The 11,237-nt window shown below is 66.6% G+C and carries 15 protein-coding genes and 2 pseudogenes; 3 read left to right on the top strand and 14 right to left on the bottom strand.

Features of this window, described 5'->3' with window-relative positions; all coding sequences use genetic code 11:
• The 10 genes and pseudogenes from C1I95_RS27175 to C1I95_RS27130 form a co-directional block, all read right to left on the bottom strand.
• Window positions 1–426: pseudogene (locus C1I95_RS27175) on the bottom strand (hypothetical protein); the annotation flags it as partial.
• Entirely contained in the window at window positions 413–703 is a 291-nt protein-coding gene (locus C1I95_RS27170; protein ID WP_111217970.1) for a hypothetical protein, read from the bottom strand. The gene C1I95_RS27170 and the pseudogene C1I95_RS27175, both read right to left, overlap by 14 nt.
• Window positions 700–1,080 (bottom strand): RRQRL motif-containing zinc-binding protein, encoded by a 381-nt coding sequence (locus C1I95_RS27165; RefSeq protein ID WP_111217969.1) that lies wholly within the window; start codon window positions 1,078–1,080, stop codon window positions 700–702. Before C1I95_RS27165 ends, C1I95_RS27170 begins: the two co-directional genes overlap by 4 nt.
• The gene (locus tag C1I95_RS27160) at window positions 1,077–1,376 is read right to left on the bottom strand and encodes a hypothetical protein (RefSeq protein WP_111217968.1); all 300 of its coding nucleotides are present in this window, start codon (window positions 1,374–1,376) and stop codon (window positions 1,077–1,079) included. Before C1I95_RS27160 ends, C1I95_RS27165 begins: the two co-directional genes overlap by 4 nt.
• Window positions 1,373–1,804, bottom strand: coding sequence for a DUF6197 family protein (locus C1I95_RS27155; protein ID WP_111217967.1), 432 nt, complete (start codon window positions 1,802–1,804; stop codon window positions 1,373–1,375). Before C1I95_RS27155 ends, C1I95_RS27160 begins: the two co-directional genes overlap by 4 nt.
• A gap of 82 nt (window positions 1,805–1,886) precedes the next feature.
• Window positions 1,887–2,096, bottom strand: coding sequence for a hypothetical protein (locus tag C1I95_RS27150; RefSeq protein WP_111217966.1), 210 nt, complete (start codon window positions 2,094–2,096; stop codon window positions 1,887–1,889).
• Window positions 2,093–2,281 carry a hypothetical protein gene (locus tag C1I95_RS27145; RefSeq protein ID WP_111217965.1) on the bottom strand — a complete coding sequence of 63 codons (189 nt, stop codon included), beginning with the start codon at window positions 2,279–2,281 and terminating at the stop codon, window positions 2,093–2,095. The genes C1I95_RS27150 and C1I95_RS27145 overlap by 4 nt, the downstream gene beginning before the upstream one ends.
• A pseudogene (locus C1I95_RS27140) lies at window positions 2,278–3,110 on the bottom strand (FtsK/SpoIIIE domain-containing protein). The gene C1I95_RS27145 and the pseudogene C1I95_RS27140 overlap by 4 nt, the downstream one beginning before the upstream one ends.
• Window positions 3,111–3,198: 88 nt before the next feature.
• Window positions 3,199–4,098, bottom strand: a complete 900-nt coding sequence (locus C1I95_RS27135) for a hypothetical protein (protein ID WP_111217964.1) — start codon at window positions 4,096–4,098, stop codon at window positions 3,199–3,201.
• A gap of 302 nt (window positions 4,099–4,400) precedes the next feature.
• Window positions 4,401–4,718 (bottom strand): hypothetical protein, encoded by a 318-nt coding sequence (locus C1I95_RS27130; protein WP_111217963.1) that lies wholly within the window; start codon window positions 4,716–4,718, stop codon window positions 4,401–4,403.
• A gap of 239 nt (window positions 4,719–4,957) precedes the next feature.
• On the opposite strand from C1I95_RS27130, the gene C1I95_RS27125 reads away from it, so the two are divergent.
• The 3 genes from C1I95_RS27125 (at window position 4,958) to C1I95_RS34920 (ending at window position 7,408) form a co-directional block, all read left to right on the top strand.
• Window positions 4,958–5,773 (top strand): AAA family ATPase, encoded by an 816-nt coding sequence (locus C1I95_RS27125; RefSeq protein ID WP_233513912.1) that lies wholly within the window; start codon window positions 4,958–4,960, stop codon window positions 5,771–5,773.
• Complete coding sequence (locus C1I95_RS27120; protein ID WP_111217962.1) at window positions 5,773–6,315, top strand: P-loop nucleotide/nucleoside kinase family protein; 543 nt, start codon at window positions 5,773–5,775, stop codon at window positions 6,313–6,315. Before C1I95_RS27125 ends, C1I95_RS27120 begins: the two co-directional genes overlap by 1 nt.
• A gap of 649 nt (window positions 6,316–6,964) precedes the next feature.
• Window positions 6,965–7,408 carry a hypothetical protein gene (locus C1I95_RS34920; RefSeq protein ID WP_146605859.1) on the top strand — a complete coding sequence of 148 codons (444 nt, stop codon included), beginning with the start codon at window positions 6,965–6,967 and terminating at the stop codon, window positions 7,406–7,408.
• Here the strand turns inward: C1I95_RS34920 and C1I95_RS37245 are convergent.
• From C1I95_RS37245 to C1I95_RS36625, 4 genes are all read right to left on the bottom strand, one after another.
• Window positions 7,405–7,857, bottom strand: coding sequence for an HNH endonuclease (locus C1I95_RS37245; RefSeq protein WP_369122544.1), 453 nt, complete (start codon window positions 7,855–7,857; stop codon window positions 7,405–7,407). The two genes, C1I95_RS34920 and C1I95_RS37245, sit on opposite strands and share 4 nt — an antisense overlap.
• Window positions 7,858–8,157: 300 nt before the next feature.
• Window positions 8,158–9,183 (bottom strand): Dam family site-specific DNA-(adenine-N6)-methyltransferase, encoded by a 1,026-nt coding sequence (locus C1I95_RS27110; RefSeq protein ID WP_111217960.1) that lies wholly within the window; start codon window positions 9,181–9,183, stop codon window positions 8,158–8,160.
• Window positions 9,184–9,783: 600 nt separating this feature from the next.
• Window positions 9,784–10,392, bottom strand: a complete 609-nt coding sequence (locus C1I95_RS27105; RefSeq protein ID WP_111217959.1) for a hypothetical protein — start codon at window positions 10,390–10,392, stop codon at window positions 9,784–9,786.
• A 53-nt stretch (window positions 10,393–10,445) separates the two neighbouring features.
• Window positions 10,446–11,237, bottom strand: a 792-nt coding sequence (locus tag C1I95_RS36625; protein ID WP_233513911.1) for a VHL beta domain-containing protein, incomplete at its 5' end; no start/stop codon positions are given.

Here is an 11,237-nt window from a genome sequence, read left to right as displayed (position 1 = left end):
CGGTGGTGGGTTGTCGCCTTTGACGGGGGCGAGGACGAGTTTGACCAGGGCCATGAAGGCCAGGGCCGGGACGGCGGACAGGAACCATCCGGTGGGTCCGACTTTGCCGACGGCGACGCCGAGTTGCGCGGCGAGGGAGAAGCCGGCGAACGCGACCAGGAGAACAAGCGGGTAGCCGATGGGTCCGCCGTGGCGCTTGCGGCGGCGGATGATGAGGAGGCAGGCGACGGGGACGAGTTCGGAGATGACGGCGTTGGCCCAGCCGAACCATCCGGGGGTGTTTGCGGGGCTGTTGGCCATGGTCCAGTCGTGGACGTGGGTGAAGGAGGCTGCTCCGACGTCGAGGCCGACGAAGATGACGATGAGGACCAGGCCGACGCCTTCCATGCGTGCCGCCCACGAGGCGGGCGGGTTAGTGGTGGCCATGAGGAATCACCTCCGGGGCGGTGTCGGTGGGGATGAGGTCGACCACGCCGGAGCAGTGGGCGCACATGATCGGAGCCAGCCCGACGGCGGCGAGCTTCTGCCGGAGGCAGGGCAGGCAGACGAAGTCCGCCGGGAAGATGCCTTCGCCTTCGCAGAGTTGGCAGCGGCCGAGGCAGACGGGGCAGGGGACGTAGACGGGGCCGAGGATGTCGTGAACACCGGCGGGGGTGTTCTGCTCGATGCACCACAGGCACGGATCGGCCAGGTTGAAGCTCACGAGGGGCTCCCTTCGTGGCAGTCGAGGCAGCAGCCGTAGCGGCGGGGGATGCAGTAGGGCTTGACCTGGCCGCAGACACGGCAGGTCCGCCGAGCACGCAGCGCCTTGGCGATGGCCTCCCGCTGAGCGGGGGTGGCGGTGCGTTTGGGTGCGGCGAGGTCGAGGCGGTAGAGGTAGGCGATCCGCTTGCCGCGTCGCCAGAGGATCTGGGCGACGGGGTCGTGACCGCCGGGACGAAGGCCGGCGGCACGGAGTTGGCGGCGTGTGGCGAGGCCGTCAGGGGCCATCCGGTAGGGGAAGGTGGGGAACCCGTGGCGGGTGCCGAGCGGGTCGTAGAAGCGGACCCGTAGGCCGATGTGGTCAGCGAAGTCGGTCACGGCCGGTCTCCCCAGCGCTGCTGGGCGGCCTGCCGGGAGATACCAAGCCGGGCACCGATCTCCGACCAGGAGTAGCCGAACTGGCGCAGCCCGATCACGGCGTCGGTGATGGCCGTGTCGATGTCGGCGGACAGGGCGACGAGGTCGCCGAGGGCTTCGACGTCTCCGGTGGCGACGCGGCGGCCGTGGGCGCGGATGATGCGCCGGGCGAACGCGGCGAACGCGGTGTTCTCGACGACATCGCGCCGCTTCTGACGTGGCGTCCGGGGTGTCAAGGTGTGCTTGACAGTGGTCATCGGTTGTCGCCTCCGTCGGTGTGGAGGCGGTCCCACTCGTCGGCGGCGGCGTCGAGGGCGGTGGTGACCTGCTCGGCGGTGCGGCCGGGGCGGTCGTTCCACTCGAACGGGTCGCCGTTGGGTACGTCGTCGCCGTAGAGGCGCACCGGGTCAGGGCCGGCGTCGAGCAGGTAGCAGCTCAAGGCGTCGAGAGCGCGGGAGTAGTCGCGTGCGTTGCTGTGCTGGTGGGGGACAGAGTTGAGGTGGCCGTGAGCGGCCATACCGATCGCGCCGGCCACGCAGGCGGGCGGGAACGGGTTGTCGTCCTCGGTGAGGGCGTAGTAGGTGCCCTGGTGCCAGCCGTGCCGGCGTAGGTAGAGGGCAGCCATCCGCAGCACGTCAGCGGGTGTGACCTGTGCTGCGGTGGGTGGGTTTTGGGTAGCCTTCATGGCAGCCACGTCCTTTCGGGGACTGTTGGTGGAGGTCGGCAGGACCGGTGTGCTTGCGAGGCCAATCCGGTCCTGTCGACTGCTATTGGGTGCGGAGCCGCAGGTAGCGGCGGTGGCGGGTGTCGTCGCCGCCCATCTGGTGCGGGGCGGAGACGTAGACGAGCCGGCCCGTGGCGCGGGCAGCGTGGATCATCACGGCCAGGTCCTCAGGACTGCCCACGACCCACATCTCCGTGAACTGGTTCGCGTGCTGGTTGCTGGCCTTGGCGTAGGCGCGTTCACGGGTGGTCATGGCATCTGCCAACCGGGGTCGGTGGTGGCAGGGATGGGGTAGAGGGTGTCGCTGCCGTCGTGGTCGTAGAAGCTGAAGGTTTGCGTGCACACGGTGCAGTGCAGGTGCTTCCACACGCCGCCGTTGACCTTGTCGGCCTGGGCGTGGACGACCTCGATGTACTCGGCACAGTCATGAGTGCTCATGCCGCCATCCCCCAATCAGCGGGAGAACTCGGCGGGGTGGTGAGGGTGCCGGGCCGGCGGATCCACGCGGCGTAGTCGGCGATACCGGCGATCTGCTCATCTGTCAGGTAGGCGACCTTGATCCGACGCGGGACACCGCCCTCAGCGATCAGGTACGCGGCGCCCTGGTTGGTGGGCGCGATGTCGGTAGCGGAGTAGCCCTGCTCGGCCCAACCGTGACCAAGCACGATGTTCGAGCTGTTCGGGGTGGTGCACCGGAACGCGGCCCGGTAGCCGAACAGATCCCGCAGGCTCGTGGGGATGATGTCGAACGACGGCCGCTGAGTGGCGGCAACCACGGCAGGAGAGCGACAAACTCTTCCTGCTCCTGCTTGGCACCGACGGTGGCGGAGTAGAAAGCGATCTCGTCGACCAGAACCGTGATGACCGACAGCCCGTCAGCGGCGGTCACCTTGCGGCGGTTGTGGGCGCGCAGCCAGGCGTAGCGGTTGTTCATCACCAGCTGGAGCCGCCGCAGGACATCCAACGCGGCGGTGATGTCGGGGCCGATGAACGCATCGGCGGAGTCTTCCCACTGCCCCAGCTCGACGAGCTTGCCGTCCAACAGCACGAGGCGGCTGTCGACGGAGAGGGCGGCGTGGGCGGCGATGCAGTTGAGCAGGCCGGATTTACCTCCGCCGGGTTCTCCGCCGGCGAGGAGGTTGCGGTAGGCGAGGGTGATGTAGACGGGCTGGCCGAACTCGTCGATGCCGATGAAGATCGGGTCGAACATCGACAGGCCAGGCCCCACCGGAACCCCCGCAGACGGGGAGGCGGTAGCGGTAGCCATGGGTTGCCCTCCTTGGGCGATGAGTGGGCGCGAGAAGCCACACGAACGAGCCGTCACGGCTCCCCGCGTCCCTGGGTGAAGTGGTGGGTCAGATCCAGTCGGAAACGTCGTCGGCATCCGCCGACGTCGAAGCCGCAGGCTTGCTGCCGTTGGCCGAGGTGGTGGCCGCCGGCTTGGCCGGCTTCCGGTCACCCGTGCTCTGTGTGGGCAGGGTGATGGTCGGTGCCTGCACGTCGGGCAGGTCCAGAGCGGTCGGCACCTGCTGGGGTGCCTGCTCGACGGTGGGCGTGTCCGGGTCGATCACGTCGACCAACGGTGACCCGACGTGGGCGGTGAGCACCTCACGGCGCTTGACGTCGAACCGCACATACGCGGCGTTGCGCTCCGAAGCGCGTTCGATGAGCACGGTGGAGGCGTGGCAGGTCACGGCGATCTTGTCTAACCGTGCTTCCAGGTCCTTGACCGACAGGCCAGGGCGCAGATACACCCACACCCGTTCACCGACGGGGGTCGGGGTGGCCCACAGGATCAGCGGCAGGCTGCCGGACTGGTTGGCGATGATGAACTGCGCGAAGCAGACTCGCAGCCGATGCCTGACGACCAGGCACCATCCCCACGCCACCAGCAGGCGGCGGATGACCGGAACACCGGCGGGCACACCGACGACCAGGGCGACAACGAGCAGCGTCACCACGGCCGGGGTGTAAGCAGCGAGCTGCACCCAGCCGGTGAGCAGCAGCCCGGCGAGGCCGATTTCCAGGGCCCACCACCACAGCAGCCGGATCACCGGCCAGATACGGACCAGCACCCACACGATCCCGCCCAGGGGGACGCCGACGCCGACGCCGACGAACAGGGCAAGGATCGGATGCATGTAGGAAGCGGCCACCACGGCCGCGAGCAGGCCGGCGATAGCCGCCGTCAGCACGAACGCCATCCGGGCGTTACGCGCCCAGGACCGGTGAACACGGGCCTCGATGACCGTCACCGTTCCCGTGCTTCTGCCGCCGAAGGGGCGGCGGGGGCTAGACTTGGACACGACGAGTCCTCCCAATCGCGAGTTGGGGTGGATGAGTTGGAGGGCACGGGGTCGGCAGATGTAGGAGTCGGACCGACCCCGCGCCAGCTCTTGCGGGGATGCCACCACCACAGGTGGTGACCGGACCGGGAGCGTAGGAGTCGGAACCACTCCCGGACCGTTCGTTTCTCAGATCAGCGGACCTCAGGCCGCTTCGCGCAGATGCGCAGGGAAGACACCGCAGGCTTCACACAGCACGCTGTGCGAAGGACTTACTTGGCCGAGCTACCAGACTTCTGCTTCAGCGAGATCGCACGGAACGCGACGCCGTTACGCCCGTTGGTCGCCCACGGGATGGCCTCCAACTGCTCGACCTCGATGAGCTGCCCCACCACCACACTCGGCTTCTCACCCGCCGTGGTGATGGTGATGACCTCACCGCCGTTCTCGTCGAGAACGAAGACCTGGGTGGACCACATGAGCCGGCCCGTTCCCTTCTCCGACCGCTGATTGCCGTTCTGGTCGTTCTTCGGCTCCGGGTCCCTCGACACCGTCACCTGCTTCGCCTTGGTGTCCACGTACAGCTTCACTACAGACCTCCGAGGGTTCTTGAGCGCGTCCCCTATGGACGACTGCCCGATGCAACGACGCTAACAGTTGGTTGGACAGCAAAGCACCTGTTAGGTATGCACTATCTGAATCGGTGTCCTGACGTGCGGTGACGCGGCTGATGGGCTGTTAGGTGACTGGTAGCATCTGGTAGGTGGCCGCACCTACCGAAAGAATGCCCATGTCATCGCCCCGACCCCGGTTGACCCGTGGTGAGTCCATGCATCAGCAGATCGCCCGGCACATCCGCAACGAGATCGCGGCCGGGGTCCGTCGAGATGGTGACGTGCTGCCGTCGAGCCGCGAGATGGCCGCCGAGTGGGAAACCAGCGCCTTCACCATCACGGCTGCGATGAAGGTCCTTGAGGCGGAAGGGTTCATCGAGAGTAAGTCCCGCTCGAAGCGTGTCGTGCGGGTGCCTAACCAGGAACGCCGTGGACCGGTCCGTCTGCCCAAGCCACGGGTAGTGCTCATCGGCGGGTACGCCGGCAGCGGCAAGACTGAGCTAGGGCGGATCCTCGCGCGGGCTACCGGATGGCCGATGCTCGACAAGGACACGTTGACACGCCCCATCGTCGAGGCAGCGCTAGAGATACTCGGTCAGTCCCCGAACGATCGGGAATCTGAGACCTACCTGAGGCTTGTGCGACCCCGTGAGTACGAAGCATTGAGCGGCGCGGCGGAGGAGAACGTGCAGTGCGGCAACAGTGTCATCGTTACTGCTCCGTTCATCGCGGAATTCCAGGACGCTCAATGGCTGGAGCGGGCCAGGGCCAGGTTCACGGATCTTGGCGCAACCCTCAGCGTGGTGTGGGTGTACTGCGACCCGGACACCATGAACGTGTACATCCGTCGACGAGGTGCGGCCCGTGACACGGCGAAGCTCGCAGACTGGTCCGGCTACCTCAGTCGGATCGACACTGAAGCGCGTCCACTGACTGACCACGTTGTCATCAACAACTGCACGTCCGCCAGGCCGCTGCAAGACCAGGCGGAGGCGCTCGTGAAGTCGCTCATGGGGCTGGAACTCGACTGATGCGCGGGGTGATCCTCTACGGCCCACCGGCCTCAGGCAAGGACACCGTCACCGCAGCGTTGCGCCAGCTCGACGACAGCTATCAGCAGTTCGAGCGGCTGAAAGTTGGTAGCGGTCGAACGTCTGGCTATCGGATGGGCACGGATCGACATCTGACATCACTTCGTGCCTCCGGTGACGTGGTCTGGGAGAACCAGCGCTACCACTCCGTGTACGTTGTCGATGCGCCGGCCCTCCGTCAGCAACTCGGCCGAGGAGTCCCTGTGCTGCATCTCGGCCAGGTCGAAGCGGTCGATGCCGTCCGCGAGGCGTTTCCATCAGTCAGGTGGACGGTGGTTGCTCTCACCTGCCCGCGTGACCTAGCGAAGCAGCGCATAGCCGCACGCCATACCGGCGACACGGCTGAGCGCCTCAGCGCATGGGACGCGACCGAACCACTCGTCACTGCCGACCTCACCGTTGACACGTCCACAATCCAGCCCGACGAGGCCGCGAGACTGATCGACGATGCCAGCCGGCGTGCCACGGCCACCGGTCAGTAGTTCGGCCGGCTGCCGGCGAAGTGGTTCAAAGTTTCTGTACGTCTTCAAGGCGGCCCGCAACGGGCCGCACGCGCCGCCGCCTGGGCGCGCGCCGGCCGCTGCCGCTGTCGCTCTGCGGCCGTCACGCCGAACGCCCGGCGGCTGGCGCGGAGAGCGGAGAGCCCGGAGGGCCGCCGCAGAACGACAGGGTCGCTGACCGGGCAGGTGTGGGCCGGCAGCCGGCCGGGGCGCGGCGGCCGTCGCCGCGCCACGCCGTTGGGCGAGTCACCCCCGGCCGTGGTGGGGATGCGGCGCGGAGTGTGAGGGGCCGCCCCTCCAAGGTCAAGGGCGCTTCGCGTCGCTGACGCGACGGCCCTGCGGGCCGCCCTTGACCCCGGAGCCTCTGCGACCCCTCGGGCCGGCGTTGCCGGCAGGCCAGGGGGCCTGCCCGGGTTGCACGCGCCGCATCCCCACCACGGCCTTGCCGGGCGCGTGCCGCGTCAATGCGAGCTTGACGGGAAAGCCGCCGTGTTGGGGCCGACCGAAGGGGTCTCCGCAGGTGATCCAGAAGCTAGCCTCGTAGACTATTCGGGTGCCGACTTCACCCTCCGCGCATTTCGCAGTTCTCAGCGACGCCCGAGCCCTCGCATGGGCGCTAGGCGAGGGCCGCATGGCGTTCAATGTCCGCCAGAGGAGGGCGTTGGGGAACCTTCACCCCGGTTCACCGCTGTTCCTCTACGTGACTAGCCGCTGTTACCGGGGCCTGCCGTACGGCGAGAAGTCTGGCCTCATTGGCGAGGTTGTCGTAACGAGCCCCGTTACCCGACTCGACCAGCCTGTCACTTATGGCGGCCACAGTTTCGGCATGGGATGCGAGATTAAAATTGACCACCTACTGCACCCGTCGCAGATGGTGAAACTGGGACCACTCGTGCCGGAACTGCACGCCTTCCATGGCGCATGGCATCTGCGGTTACGCACTGGATTCGTGCCCCTCGATGAGCATGACTATGGGTTGCTCAGTCAAAGGCTTTTGCGCGAATCCACATCGCTAGACGAAGCCATGGGGGCATATATGGCCCTTGCAAAGCAGCGGGAAGAGGAGCCCGTTTAGTCGCTGTTCAGCCTTGTCGAGATGTCGCGCTTTACGAGCTGGGCGATTGTGGCATTCTCCGCCGAGGCGCGAGCCGATAGCTGATCGAACTCCGCAACCTCGTCCTCTCCGGACCAGCTCAGGTGCAGCCGCCGCTCTGGAACCATTGCGATATGCAAATAGCTCTGCGGGGATCCCCACAGGCACGTCTTGCATTCAGCGGCAACCCTACGCTCCCAATTGGGGCAGTTTTCACAGGCCCACGACTTTGCCCTATTGCACGAAGGGCATAATGGCATAAAATCTTCGGGGATAAGCTCTAGCGATTCACCCGAAACTCGATACGGCACTCGATGGTCTGCCTGCAGTTCCCTGGTTGTGAAACGACCATTGCAGACGGCGCACCGGTAGGACCAATGTTCGCATAGGTTTTCCTTGAATGCCTTCGGCAGGATGCGTCGCCCGGTCATAGATGCGTCACCGATTGCAGGAACCAGCTCGTATCTAGCCATTCGGCGGCCATCGACAGTTACCGTGGATCTCGCTACTTGGACGCCGGCATCCTTAATGTCGCCGATTGCGCGCGGAGGATGTTTGTAACCCATGTTATCGAGATCTGCGGTCGTCACGTGACCTTGATCGAGCATTCGCTCAACGGCCTTACGTGCTCTTAGGCTGAAGGGTCGACTTAGGACCCAAGCCGTAAAGTCCTCTGGGTAAGGGCTTGACATGGACGCAGACTCTAGCGGTCGCGCAATGCCAGGTCACGCTCAAAGCAGTGCGGGTTGCGTCTCGACTGGCAGAAGCCGTGAGATGGCCTCTTCGACACCGCCCAGCCGGGAGACGAGCGCCGGCGACAGATACAGAGATTCCACGGTATGTGCGGTCTCTCCGTTGAGAGTAGCTTGGGACGATTTCCCCGCATAAAGGTGGAGATGCGCCAAATTCAGAGAGTCGGTCAACGGCGTTCCATATGACTTTGTGCCAGTGCTGCCATCATACGAGAGAATGAAGGAAACGTCGCGATCGATTGCGTTACTCAGGCTTGCAACGAAACTTTCACGAGAAAGGCCCGCCATGTAGCGATGGTCTCGGGTGTTTGACACTCCCTCATAAGGGGGGTCCATGTAGACCACATCTTTTGCGTCCGCACCTTCCAAGGCCTCGGTGTAGTCCCTCGTAAGCGCCGCCGCGCCCGCAAGCGCTGTCGCCGTCGCTTCAAGGCGAGCCCTCATGGTGGCTGGCTTCGCACCGAATCGCCGGTTGTCGGCACCCTGGTTGAACTCTCCAAGGCGGTTATACCGAACCGCAGCCTTGACGCATCGAGCGAGAAGGTAGAGAAGGAAGTGCGGCTCGTGTGTAGCGTTGAACTTCGCGCGAATCTCTTCGTAGTACCTACGCGGGTCGGAGAGCTGAGCCTGCCACAATCTTTCATAGTCATCCGCCAGGGCTGACGAATCCGCCAGAATTCGCTGCCATAGGTCCATCAGTGGCTCGTTGATATCACTAATTACGACGGAATCGGGTATTGCCAGGTGGGCAGCCGCGATCGATACAGCCGCCGAACCAGCGAAGGGCTCGATCAACCGTTCCGTATCCGATGGGAGAAGGGGCACAATGCCATGAGCCAACTGCCGCTTGCTGCCCTGATAGGGAATTGCGTGGGGCACAGCATCAAGAGAGGGCAGCCTTCGGGGGGCGATCGGGACCGGCGTCATGGTGAACAGTGTGCCGCACGGAGCGTCGAAACCTGAGGCTGCCTGGCGCGGCGTGCGGTGTGTCATCTGGGTTGCCACGAGATGGGTTGATCCTTCCGAGTCAGCGGGAGTGTTGAGAGTGTCCGAGCGGGTGTCGGGGTGGCTCGACGTACGGAGACCTCTGGACGGCCACGACAAGACTCGGTCTATCCGGAGGCAGTGACGAGGCGGTGCCCCTGGATCCCGGTCCGTACGGGACGCGCTGGCCAGGAAGCCACCGTCAGCAGCGAGTCAGCAACAGGCTGGTGTGCGACAGCGACGGACGGCGGAGCGACAGACTGGCCATGCCTGAGCGCGGCTGACGACAGCAACGCTGACAGCAATCAGCCGGGACGGCGACGCGCGAAGGAACCCAGGCGGTGACGGCGCCCCGAGCACGCAACCCGTGGGCAGACGGGCGGGACTGCACAGAGTCTGTAGGTGAGCGCATAGGGCAGCGAGGCAGCAAGAAGGCAGCGCGATCCTTGATTCCGGTCGGCCCCGAACGTCAACCGGCGGGGCCCGGCACCTGTTCGTCGATGCGGGCCGGCATCAGCTGGCAGGAGCCGACAGCTTGAGACCGCATCCCCCCGACGGGGGTCGTCCCTTTCCGGTGGGAACGCTCCGCTGCACCGGGCGCTGATGACGATTGAGCCGCAGTCAGTCGGTCAGCCAGATGGAGGCCCGCTTGATGTACGCGAGCTGCACGGCGAAGGCGACCAGGGCCACCGCCACGCCGAGCGGGATCGCCAGCGCGGGAGTTCCGCCCAGCACCCCCGTCAACAGGGCCACCCCCAAGCCGATCAACAGTGCGTTGACCGCGCCCACCATCGCCGCCGTGGTGAGCAGAAGCTGCCAACGTGCGGGCTGGCTGCCCACCGCGGCCGAGATCGTCCGCACGTCGCCGCCGCTGGCCACCGCGTCGGCGAAGAAGTCGTGCTCGCCGGCGAGCCGGCGGTGGTAGTAGGCGCGGATGTGCTGGATGCGCTTCAGGTCGAGCGAGTTCTCCACCATGTTCTGGACCAGCCGGGCGAAGGTGAGCAACCCGGTGATCACCAGGGTCGGCACCACCGCGCCGAGGTACGGCTTGATCAGGTGTCCACTGCTGGAGACGAAGCCCAGCCCGATCAGCGCGGCGGAGAGCAGTGACAGGAATACGGTCGCCCGCCCAACGGACTCGGTGATCGTGGCGCTGCGGGAGGTCTGGAGCACGAAATGCTCGGTGGTCAGCGCGGTGAGCAGCCCCTGCTCGCATGCGTCCTCGTTCATGCCGCCGTCCCTCGGGTGCTGGCCTCCCCTCACCCGGGCCAACGACACACGCGCTAGCGGATTACGGCCCGGGCCGGCGTGGGGGTCGGCTCGAAGCAGACCAGGGCCCGGCCCCGTCGGTCGGTCACCAGCCAGGGATGGCCGACGTACGTGTGCTGCCGGTACGACGCGGACGGTTGCAGGACCGCGTAATGCCGCCGCCGGCCATGGTGGTCGAGCCAGTAGACGATCACCGGCCGTGACCTGAGGTTGACGAACTCGACGCTGGTCTCTGCCCCGCCACTCACCGATCGCAGCTCCCCCTCTCGCCGTGGTGAGAGGGGCGTCAGCTCCTGCGGTTCCGGCGGCCGGGTGCTCGGCGACGGGCTCGCCGGGCGGCTCGGCGACGAACTCGGACGGGCGCTGGGCGTACCTGGGTCGCGGGCAGGGTCGGTGCGGGGGGCCGAGGACGGTGAGCTAGCCGGTGCGGACGTCCGGTCGGGCGGCAGCGGCCGGGAGGACGACACCCCGCCGACGGACGACGAGGCGGTCGGGACGGACGGGGACACCGGCGTGGCGGCGGTGGTCTCCTCCGGACCGGGTGCCGGGGCGACCGGCTGCGGGCCGATCCAGCCGGCGGGGCCCTCCGGGGCGGCGGCCGGCGGTGCTTCCGCCCCTGGCCAGAGCACGGTGAGCATGAGGCCGAGTACGGAGGCGGCGACGCCCGCCAGCATCAACCGATGGGCCCGGTGCCCGGCCCCGTTCTGCGTTGGCTCCAGAGGGGTGGCGGTGGGCTCGGCAGCCGGTGTTGCTGTTGGCTGCGGCCGGCCCTCGCGGGCGGCGGAGGCCGCCGACGGTGCTGGCAG

Source organism: Micromonospora craterilacus (genome assembly GCF_003236315.1).
GTDB classification, from domain to species: domain Bacteria; phylum Actinomycetota; class Actinomycetes; order Mycobacteriales; family Micromonosporaceae; genus Micromonospora; species Micromonospora craterilacus.
This window is presented reverse-complemented; position numbering and strand designations above follow the sequence as displayed.

Excerpts from the sequence above, each read along its gene's own strand:
- C1I95_RS27160 (WP_111217968.1), bottom strand. The coding sequence starts at position 1,376 with ATGACCACTGTCAAGCACACCTTGACACCCCGGACGCCACGTCAGAAG.
- C1I95_RS27155 (WP_111217967.1), bottom strand. The coding sequence starts at position 1,804 with ATGAAGGCTACCCAAAACCCACCCACCGCAGCACAGGTCACACCCGCT.
- C1I95_RS27150 (WP_111217966.1), bottom strand. The coding sequence starts at position 2,096 with ATGACCACCCGTGAACGCGCCTACGCCAAGGCCAGCAACCAGCACGCG.
- C1I95_RS27145 (WP_111217965.1), bottom strand. The coding sequence starts at position 2,281 with ATGAGCACTCATGACTGTGCCGAGTACATCGAGGTCGTCCACGCCCAG.
- C1I95_RS27125 (WP_233513912.1), top strand. The coding sequence starts at position 4,958 with ATGCATCAGCAGATCGCCCGGCACATCCGCAACGAGATCGCGGCCGGG.
- C1I95_RS27120 (WP_111217962.1), top strand. The coding sequence starts at position 5,773 with ATGCGCGGGGTGATCCTCTACGGCCCACCGGCCTCAGGCAAGGACACC.
- C1I95_RS34920 (WP_146605859.1), top strand. The coding sequence starts at position 6,965 with ATGGCGTTCAATGTCCGCCAGAGGAGGGCGTTGGGGAACCTTCACCCC.
- C1I95_RS37245 (WP_369122544.1), bottom strand. The coding sequence starts at position 7,857 with ATGACCGGGCGACGCATCCTGCCGAAGGCATTCAAGGAAAACCTATGC.
- C1I95_RS27105 (WP_111217959.1), bottom strand. The coding sequence starts at position 10,392 with ATGAACGAGGACGCATGCGAGCAGGGGCTGCTCACCGCGCTGACCACC.